This is a genomic window from Streptomyces sp. W16 (assembly GCF_033194735.1).
Lineage (GTDB): Bacteria > Actinomycetota > Actinomycetes > Streptomycetales > Streptomycetaceae > Streptomyces.
On record NZ_JAWOAI010000174.1, the window covers coordinates 1 to 18,089 of the forward strand.

17 protein-coding genes and 2 pseudogenes are annotated in these 18,089 nt (G+C 69.7%); 16 read left to right on the plus strand and 3 right to left on the minus strand.

Annotated elements, in window-relative coordinates; all coding sequences use genetic code 11:
* From R6V09_RS23265 to R6V09_RS23315, 11 genes and pseudogenes are all read left to right on the plus strand, one after another.
* Positions 1 to 466 (plus strand): annotated as a pseudogene (locus R6V09_RS23265) (sugar ABC transporter ATP-binding protein); the annotation flags it as partial.
* Positions 463 to 1,476 (plus strand): ABC transporter permease, encoded by a 1,014-nt coding sequence (locus tag R6V09_RS23270; RefSeq protein ID WP_317883369.1) that lies wholly within the window; start codon positions 463 to 465, stop codon positions 1,474 to 1,476. The pseudogene R6V09_RS23265 and the gene R6V09_RS23270, both read left to right, overlap by 4 nt.
* 38 nt (positions 1,477 to 1,514) lie before the next feature.
* Positions 1,515 to 2,465: a sugar ABC transporter substrate-binding protein gene (locus R6V09_RS23275; RefSeq protein ID WP_317883370.1), complete on the plus strand. Its 951-nt coding sequence runs from the start codon at positions 1,515 to 1,517 to the stop codon at positions 2,463 to 2,465.
* Between the two features lie 178 nt (positions 2,466 to 2,643).
* Entirely contained in the window at positions 2,644 to 3,555 is a 912-nt protein-coding gene (locus tag R6V09_RS23280) for a LysR family transcriptional regulator (protein WP_317883371.1), read from the plus strand.
* Positions 3,556 to 3,657: 102 nt separating this feature from the next.
* Positions 3,658 to 4,575 (plus strand): VOC family protein, encoded by a 918-nt coding sequence (locus R6V09_RS23285; protein ID WP_317883372.1) that lies wholly within the window; start codon positions 3,658 to 3,660, stop codon positions 4,573 to 4,575.
* Positions 4,576 to 4,605: 30 nt separating this feature from the next.
* Positions 4,606 to 6,054: an NAD-dependent succinate-semialdehyde dehydrogenase gene (locus R6V09_RS23290; protein ID WP_317883373.1), complete on the plus strand. Its 1,449-nt coding sequence runs from the start codon at positions 4,606 to 4,608 to the stop codon at positions 6,052 to 6,054.
* A gap of 4 nt (positions 6,055 to 6,058) precedes the next feature.
* Positions 6,059 to 6,829, plus strand: a complete 771-nt coding sequence (locus R6V09_RS23295) for a fumarylacetoacetate hydrolase family protein (RefSeq protein WP_317883374.1) — start codon at positions 6,059 to 6,061, stop codon at positions 6,827 to 6,829.
* Entirely contained in the window at positions 6,826 to 7,197 is a 372-nt protein-coding gene (locus R6V09_RS23300; RefSeq protein ID WP_043663869.1) for a VOC family protein, read from the plus strand. The genes R6V09_RS23295 and R6V09_RS23300 overlap by 4 nt, the downstream gene beginning before the upstream one ends.
* Positions 7,198 to 7,223: 26 nt before the next feature.
* A complete protein-coding gene (locus R6V09_RS23305) occupies positions 7,224 to 8,009 on the plus strand; it encodes an alpha/beta fold hydrolase (RefSeq protein ID WP_317883375.1) in 786 nt (261 codons plus the stop codon).
* On the plus strand, positions 8,006 to 8,494 hold the full coding sequence (locus R6V09_RS23310) for a GlcG/HbpS family heme-binding protein (RefSeq protein WP_317883376.1): 489 nt from the start codon (positions 8,006 to 8,008) through the stop codon (positions 8,492 to 8,494). The genes R6V09_RS23305 and R6V09_RS23310 overlap by 4 nt, the downstream gene beginning before the upstream one ends.
* Before the next feature lie 3 nt (positions 8,495 to 8,497).
* The gene (locus R6V09_RS23315) at positions 8,498 to 9,526 is read left to right on the plus strand and encodes a methionine synthase II (cobalamin-independent)-like protein (RefSeq protein ID WP_317883377.1); all 1,029 of its coding nucleotides are present in this window, start codon (positions 8,498 to 8,500) and stop codon (positions 9,524 to 9,526) included.
* A gap of 51 nt (positions 9,527 to 9,577) precedes the next feature.
* Here R6V09_RS23315 and R6V09_RS23320 read toward each other — a convergent pair whose 3' ends face one another.
* Positions 9,578 to 9,865 (minus strand): putative quinol monooxygenase, encoded by a 288-nt coding sequence (locus R6V09_RS23320; RefSeq protein ID WP_317883378.1) that lies wholly within the window; start codon positions 9,863 to 9,865, stop codon positions 9,578 to 9,580.
* 258 nt (positions 9,866 to 10,123) lie between these two features.
* On the opposite strand from R6V09_RS23320, the gene R6V09_RS23325 reads away from it, so the two are divergent.
* The 5 genes from R6V09_RS23325 to R6V09_RS23345 all read left to right on the plus strand — a co-directional run bounded on the left by R6V09_RS23325 (position 10,124) and on the right by R6V09_RS23345 (position 16,620).
* Entirely contained in the window at positions 10,124 to 11,572 is a 1,449-nt protein-coding gene (locus tag R6V09_RS23325) for an aldehyde dehydrogenase family protein (RefSeq protein ID WP_317883379.1), read from the plus strand.
* A 33-nt stretch (positions 11,573 to 11,605) separates the two neighbouring features.
* Complete coding sequence (lhgO, locus tag R6V09_RS23330; RefSeq protein ID WP_317883380.1) at positions 11,606 to 12,814, plus strand: L-2-hydroxyglutarate oxidase; 1,209 nt, start codon at positions 11,606 to 11,608, stop codon at positions 12,812 to 12,814.
* Positions 12,815 to 12,935: 121 nt separating this feature from the next.
* A complete protein-coding gene (locus tag R6V09_RS23335; RefSeq protein ID WP_317883381.1) occupies positions 12,936 to 13,796 on the plus strand; it encodes an amidohydrolase family protein in 861 nt (286 codons plus the stop codon).
* Between the two features lie 13 nt (positions 13,797 to 13,809).
* Positions 13,810 to 15,519 carry a thiamine pyrophosphate-dependent enzyme gene (locus R6V09_RS23340; RefSeq protein ID WP_317883382.1) on the plus strand — a complete coding sequence of 570 codons (1,710 nt, stop codon included), beginning with the start codon at positions 13,810 to 13,812 and terminating at the stop codon, positions 15,517 to 15,519.
* A gap of 21 nt (positions 15,520 to 15,540) precedes the next feature.
* Positions 15,541 to 16,620, plus strand: coding sequence for an Ldh family oxidoreductase (locus tag R6V09_RS23345; protein ID WP_317883383.1), 1,080 nt, complete (start codon positions 15,541 to 15,543; stop codon positions 16,618 to 16,620).
* 71 nt (positions 16,621 to 16,691) lie between these two features.
* On the opposite strand, the gene R6V09_RS23350 is transcribed toward R6V09_RS23345, so the two are convergent.
* Positions 16,692 to 17,627, minus strand: coding sequence for an alpha/beta hydrolase fold domain-containing protein (locus tag R6V09_RS23350; protein WP_317883384.1), 936 nt, complete (start codon positions 17,625 to 17,627; stop codon positions 16,692 to 16,694).
* Positions 17,628 to 17,879: 252 nt separating this feature from the next.
* Positions 17,880 to 18,089, minus strand: a pseudogene (locus R6V09_RS23355) (M56 family metallopeptidase); the annotation flags it as partial.

Below are 18,089 nucleotides of genomic sequence, written 5' to 3' on the forward strand. Positions count from 1 at the left end.
TGTCCCCGAGCTCTCCCTGGACGAGAACCTGATGCTGGCCGGCGACCGCTTCGCCCGCCGCCGCACCCACCGTCGAGCCCAACTCGCCCGCCGCGCCGCCCCGTTGCGCCGCAGCTACGGCGTGGTCGCGCTCGCCGGCAACCCGCCGGTGGGCGCGCTGTCCGGCGGCAACCAGCAGAAGGTGCTGCTCGCCAAGTGGCTGCAGACCGAGCCGGTCGCCTGCTTCTTGGAGGACCCCACCAACGGGGTCGACATCGCGGCCATGGCGGACATCCACGCCCTCGTCGACGATCTCGCCTCGCGCGGTGTCGCCGTCCTGCTCGCCTCCTCCTCCGCCGAGGAGGTCATGCGCCTCGCCGACCGGGTCGTCGTCGTCAGCGCCGGTCGCACGGTCGCCGAGCACGACATCGACGCCATCACCCACGACGAACTCGTCGCCACCGCCCTGGGAGGTCAACCGCAGTGAGCGTCAAGACACTTACCGACGCCCCCGGCGTCTCCGAACCGCCCGAGAAGGCGCGCCCCAAGCTCTCGTTGGCCGCGCTGCGCGGAGCCCCGCACACCGGTCTGATCGCTGTGCTGATCGTCGTGATCGTGGCCACCTCGATGCGGACCGACTCGTTCGCCACCGACACGAACGTGATCAACATCCTGCGTCAGGTCAGCGTCGTCGCCGTGATCGCGGCCGGACTCACGCTGCTGATGACCGCGGGCGGCATGGACTTCTCCATGGGCAGCAACGTCGCCGTGACCACGGCGGTCGGGGCACAGTTGCTGGCGCACGGCCACTCCACCGCGTTCACCGTCGTCATGACGCTGGTGCTCGCCACGCTGATCGGTCTGGTCAACGGGGTGGTCGTGACGTTCACCAACGTCGCCCCGTTCGTCGCGACCCTGGCCACGGCGACTCTCCTGGACGGCGTCGCCCTGCTCGTGCTCGACAGCGTCAGCGTCTCCATCGGCACCAAGATGTTCGCCCTCGGCAACAACAAGATCCTCGGGGTGCCGTACCTGCTGGTCGTGGCGATCCTCGTGCTGGTGGCGACCGCCTTGGTCATGCGGTTCACGGTGTTCGGTCGCGACGCCTTCGCCATCGGCGGCAACGAGCACGTCGCCCGGCTCAGCGGCATCAACGTCACCGCCCGCAAGCTCTCCCTCTACGCCGTCACCGGCGCCCTGTCCGGACTGGCCGGCCTGATGCTGCTCTCGCGGCTCAGCGGCAGCAGCCCCGGCACGGGCGGACTCTCGCTCCAGCTCCAGGCGGTCGCCGCGGTCGTCATCGGCGGCACCGCCCTGGCAGGCGGCTACGGCACCGTCGTAGGGACCGCGCTCGGCGTGGTGCTCCTCGGTGTGGTCGCCAACGCGCTGAACCTGCTCCAGGTCTCCAGCAACTACCAGTCGGTCTCCGTCGGCGGAGTGCTGCTCATCGCGGCCATCGCCAACGAGATGCACAAGGCACGTTCCGCACGTCATTGACCGGTCCTGCTCACTCCCTCCTCGAATGGCGATTCACCATGAGAATTTCGGTCCGTTCCCGCAGAGCCCTGCTCGCCGCATTCGCCGGTACCACTCTCGTACTGAGCGGCTGTGGCAACAGTGACGACAGCGGGAGTTCCGGCGATGTCACCCTCGGATTCGTCAACGGCGGTGACACCGAGTTCCACAGCTGTCTCCAGAAAGCGGTCGAGCAGACGGCGAAGACGGAGAACGCCAAGGTCTTCACCGCCAACTCGCACCAGAATTCCACCACCGAGCTGTCCAACATCGAGGACATGACCTCACGCAGTGTGAGCGCGCTGATCGTGCAGACGGTCAACGTGGACGCGTTGAAGGGCGACATCGCCAAGGCGAAGGCCGCGAACATACCGATCTACCTGACGTCCGTGGCCACCAGCGACGTCAACGACATCCTCGGCGCGGCCGTCGTCGACCTGGGCAAGCTCGGCGCCCTGGACGCGGGCTGGATCGCGCAGGACGCGGGCGGCAAGAGCGTCCAGGTCGGCGTGATCGCGGGGGCGCCCGGCGCGGCCTCCGACCTGATGGTGGGCGGCTTCACGAAGGCGCTGCCGAGCACCGCGAAGGTGGTCGCGAACCAGCCAGGCATGTTCAACCCGGTGAAGGCGCAGGACGTCGCCGAGAACATGATCCAGGCCCACCCGGACCTGCAGTACGCGTTCGTCGCCTCGGAGGACATGGCGCTGGCCGCCCGCAAGGCGTTCGACGCGGCAGGCAAGAAGGACGTGAAGATCGTGACCGCCAACGGCACGGACGAGGGCCTGGCCGCGGTCAAGGACGGCCGCCTCTCCGCGACCGTGGCGAACTCGGCGATGTCGATCGGTCGGACCGCGGTCAAGAACGCGGTCGGTCTCCTGGCCAAGAAGAAGGTTGACAAGATTGCCAACATTCCTCTTTTGTTGGTCACCAAGGACAACCTGAGCAAGGCACCCCAGTACTGCCCCAAGTAAGAGAGCCGCGTGGGCAGCGATGCCTGTCCCGCACTGTCCCGAGCCGCCCGTCCGGCACGTCGCTGGAATGTCCTGATAGAGCCGCTATGGTGACATTCCGGACCTGACCGGACCCCTATGTACGACCGGCACCGCCGCCGGGGCCCACCCCTGGCACACGTGGGCCACCGGAGGAATCATGGATCGACTGCTCCTCATGCACAGCTTCGTCACCGTCGCACAGACCGGGAGCTTCAGCGGCGCCGCAAAGAAGCTGGGCTCGTCGGGCTCGCTCGTGTCGCGCCACGTCGCCGAGCTGGAGCGACAGGTGGGCGTCCGCCTCGTCAACCGCACCGCCCGCTCGGTGAGCCTCACCGAACCCGGGCTCAGGTACGCCGAATTCGCGGCCCGCATCCTCGACGAGATCGAGGCCGAGGACGCCGTCATCTCGCACATCCACGACCGCGCCGAGGGCACCCTGAGCATCATCTGCCCCAAGTGGATAGGCAGCCTGGACCTCGGGGACGCGATCGCCGCGTTCTCCGCCGCCCACCCCAAGATCCACGTCCGCTTCGAACTGGGCGGTATGTCGGACCGTACCTACGACTTCCTGGACAGCGGCTTCGACGTGGCCTTCCACACCCGGGACCTCCGCGACTCCAGCGTCCGCCTGAAGAAGATCGCCTCCCTGCCCTTCGTGCTCTGCGCCTCCGAGAAGTACCTGGAGCGCGGCGGCCCGCTCACCGAGCCCAACGGCCTCGCCCACCACGAGTGCCTCGTCCACGTCAACGACCCGGTCTGGCGCATCGGCCACGGACACACGAGCACCCTGCACAAGATCCGCAACGTGGCGTTCTCGTCGAACTCCTACCTCGCGCTCCAGAAGGCCGCCGTCCACGGCCGCGGCATCGCCCTGCTCCCACAGCGGCCCGCCTACGACGACCTCCTCTCCGGCGCCCTCAAGGTCCTGCTGCCCGAACTCGCCGTACCGGACCGTCCGCTCTTCGCGATCTACGGCCCCGGCCAGGCCACCCCGCGCAAGGTCAGCGTGTTCCTGGACTTCCTCGCCGAATGGTTCTCACAGAATCCCATTCCGGCCATCCGCGCGTAGTTGCAAGAAACGATTGCGAATTAAGACGAGCTCGGACCATTGAGGCCTTCACGCCCCGAAACCTAGGCTCGCCGGGCGACCCGCGAAAAAAACGAGGCATCCATGGGAATCCAGAGAATCGAATCGGTCACCTACGGCATCGACGACGTAGACGAATGTGTCCGTTTCTTCGGCGACTTCGGGCTGTTCCTGCTGGAGCGCACCGAGGAACACGCGGTCTTCGAGACACTCACCGGACAGACCCTCCACCTGGACACCGTGCCCGGCCCCCTGCTGCCACCGCCGGTGGAGGCCGGGCCGACGATCCGTGAGGTGGTCTGGGGCGTCGACACCCCCGAGGAACTTGCCCGGCTGGTCGCCGCCGCCGGCCGGGACCGCAAGGTCCACGAGAGCGCCGACGGTGTCTTCCACACCGTGGACGAGAGCGGCTTCGGCGTCGGACTCACCCTGGCCCGCCCGAAGGACGCGGACGTCACCCCGCGCCCCGCCAACGCGCTGGGCAGCGTCGACCGCTGGAACACCGCGCTGGAACCGCTCACCCGGGCCTTCCCGCTGCGCATGTGCCATGTCGCGCTGAACATCGTCAAGGAGGGGCGCGAGGAGGCCGTCGCGTTCTATACGGAACGGCTCGGCTTCCGGCCCACCGACATCGTCGAACCGATGGGCGTGTTCATGCAGGCACCGGGCGACGACGACCAGCACACCATCCTGCTGTGCCACCGTCCGGACCGCGCCGGCGTCAACCACATCGCCTACGAGGTCCCCGGCTTCGACGACGTGATCGAGGGCGGCAACTACATGATCGAGCGCGGCTGGCGGGAGGCCCGCAAGCTCGGCCGCCACACGGTCGGCTCGAACGTCTTCCGGTTCGTCCACGCCCCCTGCGGAGGCCGCGTCGAGTACGCGGCGGACATGGACCGGGTCGACGACACCTACGAGACCCGCGTCCACGAGACCACCCCGCCGCACCACATCTGGGCACTGCGTTCCAACCGCGACCAGGACGCCCCCGCCAACTGACTCTCCTCCAGCCTGAGAGGGCACCCACTCATGACCTCCGACCACGGCTACCCCGCCGTCCGCATGTACATCGCGGGCGAGTGGTGCCAGGGCGGCACCGGACGGACCGCCCCGATCGTGAACCCGGCCACCGAGAAGGTGATCGGCGAAGTCCCCCTCGCCACCACCGCCGACCTCGACCGCGCCCTCGACGCGGCCACCGAGGGGTTCCGCACCTGGCGCGCCACCCCGATAGCCAAGCGCTCCGCGATCCTGCATGCCGCCGCCGACCTGATCACCGAGCGCGCCCCCGAGATCGGCCGGATCATGGCCCAGGAACAGGGCAAGCCGCTTCGCGAGGGCACCACCGAGGCCCTGCGCACCGCCGACACCCTGCGCTGGCACATCGAGGACGCCCGCCGCGCCTACGGCCGGATCATCCCGTCCGCACCCGGCACCGTCCTCACCGTCCGCCGCGAACCCGTCGGTCCCGTGGCCGCGTTCGTGCCGTGGAACTTCCCCGTCGGCGGCCCCAACCGCAAGCTCTCCTCCGCCCTCTCCGCAGGCTGCTCGATCGTCATCAAGGCGTCCGAGGAGACCCCGGCAACGGCAGCCGCGCTCGTGGCCTGCTACGCCGACGCCGGACTCCCGGCCGGTGTGCTCAACCTCGTCTTCGGTGAACCGGCCGAGGTCTCCGCCCACCTGATCCCCTCGCCGCGGATCCGCCTGGTCGCCTTCACCGGCTCGGTACCGGTCGGCAAGCTCCTCGCGGCCCAGGCGGGCGAGGTCATGAAGCCCACACTGATGGAACTCGGCGGCCACGCCCCGGTCATCGTGTGTGCCGACGCCGACCCGGTGAAGTCCGCCCGCAAGGCGGCGCAGGCGAAGTTCTTCAACGCCGGTCAGGTGTGCACTTCGCCGAGCCGCTTCTTCGTCCACGCGAGCATCGTCGACGCGTTCACCGCCGAGTTCGTCAAGGCCGCTCAGGAGGTCACCGTAGGAGACGGCCTCGACGCCGACACCACCATGGGCCCGCTGGCCAACGAGCGCCGACTGCAGGCCATGGAGAGCCTGGTCGCGGATGCCGTGGAGCGTGGCGCAAAGGTGCTCACCGGCGGCCAACGCCTGGAGCGCGACGGCTACTTCTACGCCCCGACCGTCCTCACCGACGTACCGGCGGAGGCGGCCCTGCTGCACGAGGAGCCCTTCGGCCCGCTCGCGCCGATCGTGCCCTTCACCGACCTGGACGAGACGCTGGCCGTCGCCAATGCCCTGCCCTACGGCCTCGCCGCCTACGGCTTCACCGAGTCCGCCGCCACCGCCGAGAAGCTCTCGGACGCGCTGGAGGCCGGCATCCTCTCCATCAACCACTGCGGCGGCTCCGTCGCCGAGGCGCCCTCCGGCGGCGTCAAGGAGAGCGGTTACGGCAGAGAGGGCGGCCCCGAGGCCCTCGACGCCTACCTGATCACCAAGCGCGTCTCCCACCAGCTGGCGGGCTGACGCCGTGAGGTACACCCGTGTCTCGGTCGGCGGCCGGGCGGTCTGGGGCCGCGTGAGGGAGGAGGACATCGAGCTGCTGTCCGAGTCCCCCCTCGACGGCGACCCCACCGTCATCGGCACGGTGCCGGTCGCCGACGCCCAGTGGCTGCCCGTCGTCGTCCCGCCCGTGTTCTACGCGGTCGGCATGAACTACCCGCGGCACATCGCGCACGCCCGCGCCGAGACCCCCGCCCGCCCCGAGGTCGGCTACCGCGCCAACAACGCGCTCACCGGCCACCGTTCGCCCATCGTCAAGCCGGCCGAGGTCGAGGGCCGCTTCGAGGCCGAGCCGGAACTGGTCGCCGTCATCGGCCGTACGCTCCGGCACGCCACGTACGAAGAGGCCCGCAAGTCGGTCTTCGGATGGACGATCGGCAACGACGTCAGCGCCCGCACCTGGCAGCACCAGGACCGCTCCTTCTGGCGCAGCAAGAACAGCGACACGTTCAAGCCGATGGGTCCCTGGATGGAGACCGACGTCGACGCCCTGGCGCAGACCACGACACTCCGTGTGAACGGGGAGGTCCGTGCCTCGTTCGCCACCGGCGACATGGTCTTCGACCCGTTCGACCACATCGTCGAGCTCACCAAGCACATCACCATGCACGCGGGGGACGTGCTGTGGATGGGCGCCGAGTCCACCTGCCAACTCGAACCCGGGGACACCGTGGACATCGAGATCAGCGGCATCGGCGTCCTGTCCAACCCCGTACACAGCGAAGGGAATCCGTCATGAGCAGCGCACCCCGCTACATCCACCACGTCAACTTCCCCACCACCGACCCCGACCGGACCGCCGAGTGGTACACGAAGGTCTTCGGGATGAAGCGCATCATGCCCAAGTCCAACTCCCGTGTGGTGCTGATGACCCGCGGCAACTTCGACCTCCACTTCACGCCGGTCGAGGAGATGGAGCGCATGGCGCCCTATCACTTCGCCGTCGAGGTCGACGACTGGGACGAGTTCCTCGCCCACATCACGGACCTGGGCATCCGGCACACCCGGCCGATCGAACGGCCCGAGAACCAGTCGAAGTTCTGCTACATCCACGACCCCGACCACACCATGATCGAGCTCGTCTTCCACGGCCGCCGCCCCAACTAATCCCGCGCGTACAGGAGTTCACCCCCATGCCCATCGCCGACTCCGACGGCACCTCCATCTACTACGAGCGCCACGGCAGCGGTCCGGCGATCCTGTTCGTGCACGGCAGCGGCGGTCACCACGCCGCCTGGTGGCAGCAAGTGGCCGCGCTGCGCGAGGAGTTCACGGTCGTCACCGTGGACCTGCGCGGCTTCGGCAAGTCCGACTCGTCTATGCCCGAGTTCGACGGGCAGGACTTCCCCGGCGACGTCGTCGCCGTACTCGACAAGGAAGACCTGACCGACGCCATGCTCGTCGGCCAGTCCATCGGCTCCGTCGCCGCCCTGCGTGCCGGACTGCTGCGGCCCGAGCGGGTCGGCTCCGTCGTGCTCGGCCACTCGCTGGGCGGCATCAGCCACCCCGAGCTGAAGGAACTGGCCGCCGCCGACCGCGCCGAGGCCGTCAAACTGCCGGTCATCGACCGCCTGTTGACGAAGGGCTTCCAGCAGGAACGGGCCGACCTCACCTTCCTCTTCCAGCAGATGGGCACGTTCAACGTCGCCAAGATGCAGGACCTGCGCAACCTCGACACCAACGGCCCCTCCCTGGACGACATCCGGGACTCGGGCGTCAAGGTCGCCTTCCTGGCAGGCGAGAAGGACGCGGTGCTCAGCGTGAAGACCGTGACCCGCGCCCACGAACTGCTGGCCGGCTCACACCTGGAGATCGTCCCGGACGCTCCGCACTCCATGTACTGGGAGACGCCCGCCAAGTACAACGCCGCCGTCGCCCACCTGCGCCGCACCCTCACCGCACCGAAGGAAGCAGCATGAGCACCCTCACCCTGGACGCCGCCGAGGAGATCATCGACGCCGCCCACAAGCGCGCCCAGTCGATCGGGAAGGCGGTGAGCGTCGCCGTCGTGGACGCCGGCGGTTTCCCGATCGCCATCCGCCGCCCGGACGGCGCCCGCCCGCTCACCCCGGACATCGCCCGCGCCAAGGCGTACACGGCGGCCATCATGCAGCGGCCCGGCAAGATGCTGAAGAAGTGGCAGGAGAGCCAGCCCGTCTTCTTCTCCCAGCTGTCCCAACTCCCCGGCGCCGCCATGCCGATCATGGCCACCGAGGGCAGCCTCACCATCAAGAAGGACGGCGAGATCATCGGCGGCCTCGGCATCGCCGGCGGCACCGCCGACGAGGACCAGCAGATCGCCGAGGAGGTCCTCGCCTCCCTCGGCTACGAGCTGGACTTCGCCGCCTGGGGCGTCGCGGGCAAGCCGGCCTCGCCCTCGTCCTCGTCCGGAAAGGACGCATAACTCATGGCGGACACGTTCAACTACCGCATCGACCACCAGGGCAGCCTGGTCCGCCCCGCCGAGCTGACCGCCGCACGCGCAGCGGGCGACCCCGAGGCGCTGAAGGAGGCGGAGCTTCAGGCGGTCAAGGACGCGGTCGTCCTCCAGCGCAAGCTGCGCTCCACCGTCGTCACCGACGGCGACTTCCCCCGAGAGGACTTCCGCAGCACGGTTCTTGACGGAGTGTCAGGCTTCCGGCGTACGGACGAGACCGACGCCGACGGCCTGGTGCGCTGGGTCGCGGAGTCCCTCCCGAAGGCGAACGGCCCGCTGCTCGCGGACTGGGCGGCGCGGCTCACCGAACTGACGGTGATCGCCCCGAAGGCCTCGCTGCCCTCGCCCGCGTACCTCGCCGCCACCACCTTCCAGCCCGGCCTGGGCCCCTCCTCCGCACGGGAGTTGGGGGAGGCGCTCGCGGAGATCGTCCTCGCGGAGATCGAGACGCTGGTCTCCAAGGGTGTCCGGCTGATCCAGCTCAACAACCCCCTTCTCCTGGGCCAGTTGGCCACCGACCCGGCCGACGGCGGCGCACTCTCCTTCGAGGACGCCCTCGCCGTCGACGCCTTGGCGGTACGACTGGACGAGCGCCCCGAGGGCGTACGGATCGGCCTCGCTCCCGGCCCGGTCGCCCCCGCCGCGGTGGACTGGGCCCGTGCCGAGAAGCTCTACGGCGCGATCGGCGCCGACCGCTGGATCCTGCCCTTCGACCAGGGCACCCCGTCCGAACTCGCCCTGGTCAAGGCCCTGCCCGAGGACCGTGACTTCTGCCTGGGTATCGTCGACGCGACCGTGCCCGCGCTGGAGGACATCGACACGGTGATGGCGAGGCTCGACGCGGTCGGCGAGTTCAAGGACCTGGAGGACGGGGCCGTAGCACCGTCCCGGGGCTTCGCCGACGTGGCGAGCAGGCCGCTGCTGACCACTGAGGAACAGCGCCGGAAGATCGAGCTGGTGGAGACGATCGCCCGGTACGTCTGGGGCAACGAGTTCTGACGGGGACGGACGAGCCGGGAAGCGCCGCGACGCGCTTCCCGGCGGGATCCGTCAGAGGACCTCGGCGAACGTCACCTTGCGGTCGGTCAGCAGCGGCCAGATCGTCTGCACGATCAGCTCGTCGAAGTGGTCGGCCGCCTTGTGCGCCTCGAAACCGGCCCGGTCGGCGTACTGCTCGTACAGCACGAAACTCCCCGGCACATCCGCTTCGGCGTGCACCTCGTACGCCAGGTTCCCCGGCTCGGCACGGGTCTGCTCGCGCACCTTCAGCAACGCGGCCCGAACCGTGGCCTCGTCGGCGGGCGCGCAGAAGTAGCGGGCGATGACTGCGTAGGCCATGTCGTGTCTCTCCTCAACGAATCCTCAATCGGATCCTCAGCGGATCCCCGGCTCCCGGCGGCGTGGCACATGCCGTCCGGCCTGCCGATTCCAGCACGGAACAACCCTCCGCCGACCTGCGCGCGGCGCAAGCAATGCCTGCCTGCGCGGGGCTGGTGGCACCGCCCCCACATGGTGTGTTGTCGCATTCGGCCCACTGTGGCCGCTGACTGTGCAGACCGCGGACCCGCACCGCGGCGGACGAAGGAAGTGATCTTCATGCGAAGCCTGGAAACCCTCTCCGGTGGAGAGTGGGTGGCGACCGGCGAGTGGATCGAGGTGCACAACCCCGCCGATGTCCGCACCCCCCTCGCGCGCATCCCCGCCCTCGCCGCCAAGGACGTCACCCGCGCCTACGACCACGCCGAGCGCGGCTTCGCCGTATGGAAGCGCACCAGCCCCTTCGAACGGGCCCGGATCTTCACCGAGGCGGCCAAGCTGATCCGCGAGCGGGTCGACGAGATCGCCGCCGACGTCACCGCGGAGAACGGCAAGACCGGCGCCGAGGCCCGCGGCGAGACCCTCAAGGCCGCCGACTTCCTCGACTACTACGCGGGCCTGGCCCGCCAGGGCTACGGCACGCTCCTGCACGACGCCCGCCCGAACACCCGCGTGCACACCCAGCGCGAGCCGATCGGCGTGATCCTCGTGATCAGCCCCTGGAACGACCCGCTGATCACCCCGGCCCGCAAGCTCGCCCCGTTGCTCGCCACCGGCAACGCGGCCGTGTTCAAGCCGGCCACCGAGACACCGTTGTCGGGCCTGCACTTCGCCCGCGCCCTGCACGACGCGGGCCTGCCCGCCGGTGTGCTCAACGTGGTGACGGGCCGCACCGCCGAGATCGAGGAGGCGCTGCTCGACGACCCGCGGATCGTCGGCATCACCTTCACCGGCTCGAACGAGGTCGGCAACCGCATCCGCCGCCGCCTCGCCGACCGCAACGTCCGCTTCCAGGGCGAACTCGGCGGCAAGAACGCCTCCGTCGTCCTCAAGGACGCCGACCTGCCGTTCGCCGCGAAGACCGTCGTGGCCGCCTCCTTCGGCCAGGCCGGACAGCGCTGCACCGCCACGAGCCGTGTCATCGTCGAGCGGCCGGTGTACGAGGAGTTCACCCGGCTGCTGGTCGCCGAGGTCGAGGCGCTGAAGGTCGGCCCGGGCAGCGACCCGTCGACCACCCTGTGCCCGCTGTCCAGCCCCAAGCAGCGCGACAGCGTCCTCGCACATCTCAAGGGCGCCGTCGAGCAGGGCGCCACCGTCCTCACCGGCGGTGCGGCGGACACCGACGGCGACCACGCGTACGGCTGCTTCGTCCAGCCGACCGTGCTCGCCGATGTCACCGCCGAGACGGCGATCTGGCGCGAGGAGGTCTTCGGACCGGTGCTCGCGGTCCGCGCCGTGGACGACTTCGCGCAGGCCGTCGACGCGGTGAACGACTCCGACTTCGGGCTCGCCGCGGCCGTGTTCACCCGCGACCTCGCCTCCGCGTACCGCTTCGCGGACGACGCCGAGTGCGGGCAGATCGCGGTCAACGCGACCACCCCCGGCTGGGACGTGCACCTGCCCTTCGGCGGATTCCACGACTCCGGCACGGGCTACAAGGAGCAGGGCGACGAGGTCCTGCGCTTCTCCACCCGGGTCAAGACCGTCGCCGTCCACATCGGCGCATGAGCGGGCGAGCAGGACAGAGAGAGGAGGATGCCGATGGCTGACGAGACGATCGGCATCGTCGGCGCCGGCATCGTGGGCCTGGCCACCGCCCGCGAGATCGCCCTGCGCCGCCCCGGCACCCGGGTCGTGGTCCTGGAGAAGGAACACGAGGTCGCCGTCCACCAGACCGGCCACAACTCCGGCGTCGTACACGCCGGGATCTATTACGCCCCGGGCAGCCTCAAGGCCGACCTGTGCGTACGCGGCGTATCGATCCTGCGCGAGTACTGCCAGGACCGCGGGCTGCCGTACGACGAGATCGGCAAGCTCGTCGTGGCCGTACGGCCGGACGAACTGGGCCGGATGGAGAACCTCTACGAGCGGGCCCGCAACAACCACGTGCCCGAACTCCGCAAGATCTCCCGGGAGGAGATCAAGGAGCTGGAGCCGCACGTCGGCGGCATCGCGGCCCTGCACTCCCCGCGCACCGCGATCACCGACTACCCGGCGATCGCCCGGGAGTTCGCCAAGGACATCGAGGCCTCCGGCGGCGAGGTGAGACTCGGTTTCCCGGTCACCTCCATCACCAATGTGCCGGGCGGCATCGAGGTCGTGTCCGGGCAGGAGCGCATCAAGGTCGACCGGCTGATCCTCTGCGCAGGACTGCACTCCGACGCCGTGGCCAAGCTCGCGCAGGACAAGAAGGAACCGAAGATCATCCCGTTCCGGGGCGAGTACATGCTCCTCAAGCCGGACCGCACCCACCTGGTGCGCGGGCTCATCTACCCGGTGCCCGACCCCCGTTACCCCTTCCTCGGCGTGCACTTCACCCCACGGGTCGACGGCAGCGTCGAGGTCGGCCCGAACGCCGTCCTGGCCCTGGCCCGGGAGGGCTACAAGCTCGGCCGACTCTCCGTGAAGGACCTCGCCGGGCTCGCCGCATATCCCGGCACCTGGCGGATGGCCGCCCAGCACTGGCGGACCGGCATCAAGGAGTACCGCGGCTCGCTGTCCGCGTCGGCCTTCATGAAGGACGCGAAGCTGTACGTCCCCGGGGTCGGCGTCTCCGACGTCGTACGCGGCGGGGCGGGCGTCCGGGCGCAGGCACTGGACCCCGACGGCACGCTCGTGGACGACTTCCGCATCCATCGGGTCGGCCGGATCACCGCCGTACGCAACGCGCCCTCGCCGGCCGCCACCGCCTCCATGGCGATCGCCGAGCACATCGTCGGCGCCGTGTTCAGCGCCTCGTCCGCAAACTGAGAATGCCCTGCGTACAGCGGTGTTTCGCGCAACTACTGCTTGCACTCCCAGAGCTCGGCAAGGCCCCTTCGCCCGCCTAGCGTTCCTTCCGTAAAGACCTTCGAGAGAAAGAGTTCCGGACATGTTCGTTGTCGACACGCAGATCCACATCTGGAAGGAAGAGAGCCCGGACCGCCCCTGGGTCCCGGGAGCGCGGGAGCGCATCCGCCTCAACGGACACCGCGAGGACCCCTTCTCGTACGAGGAGGCCCTGGAGCTCATGGACGAGGCCGGCGTCAACCGGGCCCTCATCCTGCCGCCGTCCTGGGAGGGCGACCGTATCGACTATGCCCTGGAGGCCTGCGAGGCGCACCCGGACCGCTTCGGCATCATGGCGCGCATCCCGCAGAACAAGCCCGAAGAGGGCAAGGCGATGCTGGCGGACTTCGCGCAGAACCCGCATGTGAAGGGCACGCGCCTCACCTTCCACCGGCCGCAGGACCGCAACTGGATGATCGACGGCACCAACGACTGGTACTGGCCGATCGCCGAGGAACTGCGCGTCCCGACGATGGTCCACGCGCCCATCTGGAAGCGGGAGTTGGGCGAGATCGCCGCCAAGCACCCCGAGCTGAAGATCATCATCGACCACATGGGCATCATGGCCCGCTGTGTCGACGACGCGATCGGCTACTGGGTCTCGGAGACCGCCGACCTGGCGGCCCACCCGAACATCTACGTGAAGCTCTCGGCGCTCCCGGGCTACTCCACGCAGCCGTTCCCGAACAACAACATCCAGAAGTACGTGCGCGAGATGGTCGACAAGATGGGGCCGCAGCGCTGCTTCTACGGCACCGACATCACGCGGCTGCTCGGGCACGGCATCACGTACACCGACACGATCGAGCAGTTCACCAAGCACTGGGACTTCACGCCCGAGGAGCTTGAATGGATCATGGGCCGCGGAATCTCCGAGGTCCTGAACTGGCCGATCGAGGGCTGAGGAAACACGAGAGATGACCGACACCACCAACTCCCCGGGCGCCGACGGCGGCGATGCTCTCGTTACCGCCTTCAACGCCGTCGGCGCCGACTACATCTTCTGCTCGTCGGGGTCCGAGTGGGCCCCCGTCTGGGAGTCCCTGGCCCGCCGCCACCGCGACGGACTGCCCTGCCCGCAGTATCTGGACCTGACCCACGAGACCGTCGCCGTCGGCATGGCCACCGGCTACGGACTCATCAAGCGCCGGCCGCAGGGCGTGCTGCTGCACGCGGCCCCCGGTCTGCTCCAGGGTTCGATGGCCGTGCACGGGGCGCTGCTCGCGGGCGTCCCGATGGTGGTCAGCTCCTCGGAGTCGACCACGTACGGCGACGGTCCCGGTCAGGACCCGGGCGGCCAGTGGTACCGCAACCTGTCCATCGTGGGCGGCCCGCACCAGATCGCGCAGCCCTTCACGAAGTGGTCGAACGAGGCCGCCAGCGTCCACACCCTTCCTACGATGGTGACCCGGGCGGCGGAACTGGCCTGGCGGGCCCCGGCGGGACCGGCGTACCTCAACGTCCCGCTGGAGATCCTGCTGGAGGAGTGGGACGGGCGTGAGGCCAAGCCGATCGCGGCGCCGGGCTCCACGCACAGCTCGCCCGAAGAGGTCGACCCGGTCGCCCAGTTGATCCGGGAGGCGAAGAACCCGGTGATCGTCACGGAGACCGCGGGCCGTGAGGCGGGCGGCTTCGAGGCCCTGGTCGCCTTCGCCGAGGCGTGGAACATCCCGGTCGTCGAACCCGACTCGGCGGTGTGCGGCAACTTCCCGCGCACCCACCCGCTGCACGCCGGCAGCGACATCGGACCGTGGATGGACGAGGCGGACCTGATTCTTCTGGTCAACTGCCGCGCCCCCTTCTATCCGCCGTCGCGCCGCCCCTCCAAGGCGACGATCGTCGTCATCGACGAGGTGCCGCAGCGCCCGCACGTCGTCTACCAAGTCCTGTTCGCCGACAAGTACTTGGAAGGCAACGTCGCCAACACCCTGCGCCAGTTGGCCAAGCGGGCGAAGGACCTGGACACGGAGGCCGTCGCGGTACGCCGTGCGGCCCAGGAGCAGCGGCACGCCGACGAGCAGGCCGCCATCGCCGCGGCCGAGACGAAGGCGGCGCAGGCCGAGGGCATCGACCCGGTCCTCGTCGCCGCGACCCTGCGCAAGCTGCTGGACGGCCAGGGCGGGATCGTCGTCGACGAGACCATCACCCACAGCCGCGTCGTCAAGCGCCATGTCCAGACCGCCGACCCCGACTCGTACTTCTACGTCCAGGGCGGCCTCGGCCAGGGCATCGCGGTCGCGCTCGGCGTCAAACTCGCCGCCCAGGAACGCCCGGTGGTGCTCACCATCGGGGACGGCGCGTTCACCTACAACCCGGTCATCCAGTCGTACGACGCCTCCAACGCCTACGAACTCCCGCTGCTGATCGTGGTGTTCAACAACCGCGTCTACAAGTCGATGAACCTCAACCACCGCCGGTTCTACCCCGAGGGAGCCGCCGCCGACACCGGCGAGTGGCTCGGCACCGATCTGCACCGGCTGCCCCGACTCGCCGCGTTCGCCGAGCCGTTCGGGATGCACACCGAGACCGTCGACGCGCCCGAGGCACTCGCCCCCGCGCTGGAGCGTGCGCTCAAGGCCGTGACCGAGGGCACCACCGCCGTCGTAGACGTGCTCGTCACCCGCTGAACCAGGAAGGCACCCGCCACCATGTCCGACACCGCAACGCCCAAGCCGGGCAAGGTCCTTGTCGCCGCCGACGACCTGCGCTCCTTCTCCGCCGCCCTCCTGGAGAAGGGCGGCCTGAACGCCGAGCAGGCGTCCACCACCGCCGACGTGTTCGTGTGGGCCGCGCTGCGCGGCGTCGACTCGCACGGCATCGCCCGCGTCCCCGCCTACCTGGAGCTGCTGGCCAAGGGGGTGGCCAACGCCGACGCCGACATGAAGGTCGAGTCCACCACCCCGGCCGCCGCCGTCCTGGACGCCGACCGCGCCCCCGGCCCGGTGGCACTCAGCGCCGCCGCCGACGAGGCGGTCACCCGGGCCAGGATCAGCGGTGTCGCCGCCGTCGGGGTCCGCCGTACCGTCCACACCGGCGCCATCGGCTACTACGTGTCGAAGATCGCCGAGCAGGGTCTCGTCGGCATCGGCTACGTCGCCGGCATGCCCAACATGGGCTACACCGGCGTCAAGGGCGCCGCCGTGGCGACCAGCCCGCTCGCCATCGCCGTACCGGCCGAGGCCCACGCCCCCCTGCTCCTCGACATGGCGACCGCGACCATCGCCCTGGGCAAGATCCGCCAGGCGAAGGCGAGCGGCACCCCGCTGCCCGAGGGCGCCGCCGCCACCGCCGACGGCACCTCGACCACCGATCCCGAACTGGCCGTCATGCCACTGCCGTTGGGCGGTGCCAAGGGTTCCGGGATGTCCCTCGCCTTCGAGCTGCTCACCAGTGTGCTGGTCGGTGCGCCGATCTTCGCCGCCTTTCACTCGGACGACCCGCAGGGCCGCAAGCACCGCCAGAACGCGCTGCTCATCGCCCTGGACCCGGCGGCCTTCGGCGACCCGGCCGCCTTCACCGAGGCGGTCGACGCGACGCTGGCCACCCTCAAGCAACTGCCTCCGGCGGACGGCGTCGAGGGCGTCTTCTACCCAGGCGAGCGCAGCGCGGCCGTCGCCGAGGGACGCGGCGCGAAGGGCATTCCCGTCGCGCCCAAGGTGTGGCGTGAACTGACCGAGGCGGCCGGGAAGTTCGGCCTCACCCCGCCGGAGCCGGTGCCGTTGGCGTGACCCGGTGGCAAGTGCTTCGCCGACCGTCCGAGGGGGGGCGGTCGGCGAAGCGCGTTGTCCGCGAGGGGAGTTCAGGCGGTGCCCACGGCATCCCGCAGCTGACGGGCGATCAGGGCGTAGGTGTGCAGGGCCCGTTCGTCGTCCTTGCCGTCGTAGCCGTGGTCGGCTCCGGCGACCTCGACGTGCCCGACCAGGGAGCCCGCCGTCCGCAGTCGGTCGGCGTAGGCGACGCCCTCCGCCTTGAGGAGGTCGTACTCGGCCGTGATGACCATGGCCGGGGCGATGCCCTTGAGGTCCGCGGTGTCCGAGGGATGGGCGGGCGACACCAGCCGGTCGGCACGCACCTTCGGATCCGGGACGTACGACGTGTCGAAGACCTCGGCCATCCAGGGCCGCAGCACCGGTTTGGCGATGGCGGCCTGCTTGTCCTTCGCGCTGGTCGCCAGGTCCAGCGGCGGATAGTGCAGCACCTGGAGCGCGATCGAGGGGCCGCCCTCCTCCAGTGCCTGCCGGGCCACCGCCGCCGCGAGCCCGCCCCCGGCACTCTGGCCGCCCACGGTGAGCCGGTCGCCGTCCCAGCCCTGTTCGGCCCCGTGCTCCGCGATCCACCGGACCACCTCGAAGGCCTGCCGGGGCGGCGCGGGGAACGGGTGCTGCGGCGCGACGACGTAGTCGACGTTGACCACTACGACACCTGCCTCCGCCGCGAGGAAACGGCACAGCGGGTCGTCGAGTTCGGTCAGCGGCACGACGTAACCACCGCCGTGGAAGTTCACGTGCACCGGCGGAGGCGGGCCCTCGCCGGCCGGCAGATACACCGTGGCGCGTGCCGGGGCGACCGCGGTCGGGATCGTCAACTCCCTTGTGTTGCGCGGGAATTGCGGGAACCGCTGATGCGAGGAGGCGGCGGAACCGCGCCCGCTCGGGCGGCGGTCGGCCATCAAGGAGAGCCGCTGCAGGGTCTTGGCGGCGAAGGCGGCCACCGCCGGCCGGGCCAGAACAGACATACCGCTCCATTCATGGAGTGCGCGCGACGGGGGAGTTCGGTCCTGTCGTCGAGGCTGATCGACAGGATTCCTGGCGATGAGTAGGGCGACGATAACACGGGTGTATTCCGGACGGCTGCTGTGATCGGCGCTGTTGAGGGGCAGTGAGGGACGGTGAGGGGTGGGGTGGGTCTGCGAAAAAAGTGTGTCACTTACTCGTGTCAGTGTCACACTTTCGCGGAACGTCCCCCGGGGCGGAGGGACGCCCGTCGATCAGCGGTGTCGGACCGGCCCGTCCAGGTGTCCGTGTGCACAGCACAACCCGCGCGGTGGGACCGCCGGAGCGGCCGAAGTGGCCGCTGCCTGAGCCGTCACGCAGGCCGCGTGCTGTGCGGTCTCGATCATCTGCTCGCTGTCGGTCGCGGCATCGGCCAGGCTCGCGCAGCACACGACGAGCAGCGCCGCGCCCGCGACGAACGGCAG

What these genes read in the sequence shown, in the direction of transcription:
- R6V09_RS23275 (WP_317883370.1), top strand. Translation starts at nt 1,515, where the DNA reads ATGAGAATTTCGGTCCGTTCCCGCAGAGCCCTGCTCGCCGCATTCGCC.
- R6V09_RS23280 (WP_317883371.1), top strand. Translation starts at nt 2,644, where the DNA reads ATGGATCGACTGCTCCTCATGCACAGCTTCGTCACCGTCGCACAGACC.
- R6V09_RS23285 (WP_317883372.1), top strand. Translation starts at nt 3,658, where the DNA reads ATGGGAATCCAGAGAATCGAATCGGTCACCTACGGCATCGACGACGTA.
- R6V09_RS23290 (WP_317883373.1), top strand. Translation starts at nt 4,606, where the DNA reads ATGACCTCCGACCACGGCTACCCCGCCGTCCGCATGTACATCGCGGGC.
- R6V09_RS23300 (WP_043663869.1), top strand. Translation starts at nt 6,826, where the DNA reads ATGAGCAGCGCACCCCGCTACATCCACCACGTCAACTTCCCCACCACC.
- R6V09_RS23305 (WP_317883375.1), top strand. Translation starts at nt 7,224, where the DNA reads ATGCCCATCGCCGACTCCGACGGCACCTCCATCTACTACGAGCGCCAC.
- R6V09_RS23310 (WP_317883376.1), top strand. Translation starts at nt 8,006, where the DNA reads ATGAGCACCCTCACCCTGGACGCCGCCGAGGAGATCATCGACGCCGCC.
- R6V09_RS23315 (WP_317883377.1), top strand. Translation starts at nt 8,498, where the DNA reads ATGGCGGACACGTTCAACTACCGCATCGACCACCAGGGCAGCCTGGTC.
- R6V09_RS23320 (WP_317883378.1), bottom strand. Translation starts at nt 9,865, where the DNA reads ATGGCCTACGCAGTCATCGCCCGCTACTTCTGCGCGCCCGCCGACGAG.
- R6V09_RS23325 (WP_317883379.1), top strand. Translation starts at nt 10,124, where the DNA reads ATGCGAAGCCTGGAAACCCTCTCCGGTGGAGAGTGGGTGGCGACCGGC.
- lhgO (WP_317883380.1), top strand. Translation starts at nt 11,606, where the DNA reads ATGGCTGACGAGACGATCGGCATCGTCGGCGCCGGCATCGTGGGCCTG.
- R6V09_RS23335 (WP_317883381.1), top strand. Translation starts at nt 12,936, where the DNA reads ATGTTCGTTGTCGACACGCAGATCCACATCTGGAAGGAAGAGAGCCCG.
- R6V09_RS23340 (WP_317883382.1), top strand. Translation starts at nt 13,810, where the DNA reads ATGACCGACACCACCAACTCCCCGGGCGCCGACGGCGGCGATGCTCTC.
- R6V09_RS23345 (WP_317883383.1), top strand. Translation starts at nt 15,541, where the DNA reads ATGTCCGACACCGCAACGCCCAAGCCGGGCAAGGTCCTTGTCGCCGCC.
- R6V09_RS23350 (WP_317883384.1), bottom strand. Translation starts at nt 17,627, where the DNA reads ATGTCTGTTCTGGCCCGGCCGGCGGTGGCCGCCTTCGCCGCCAAGACC.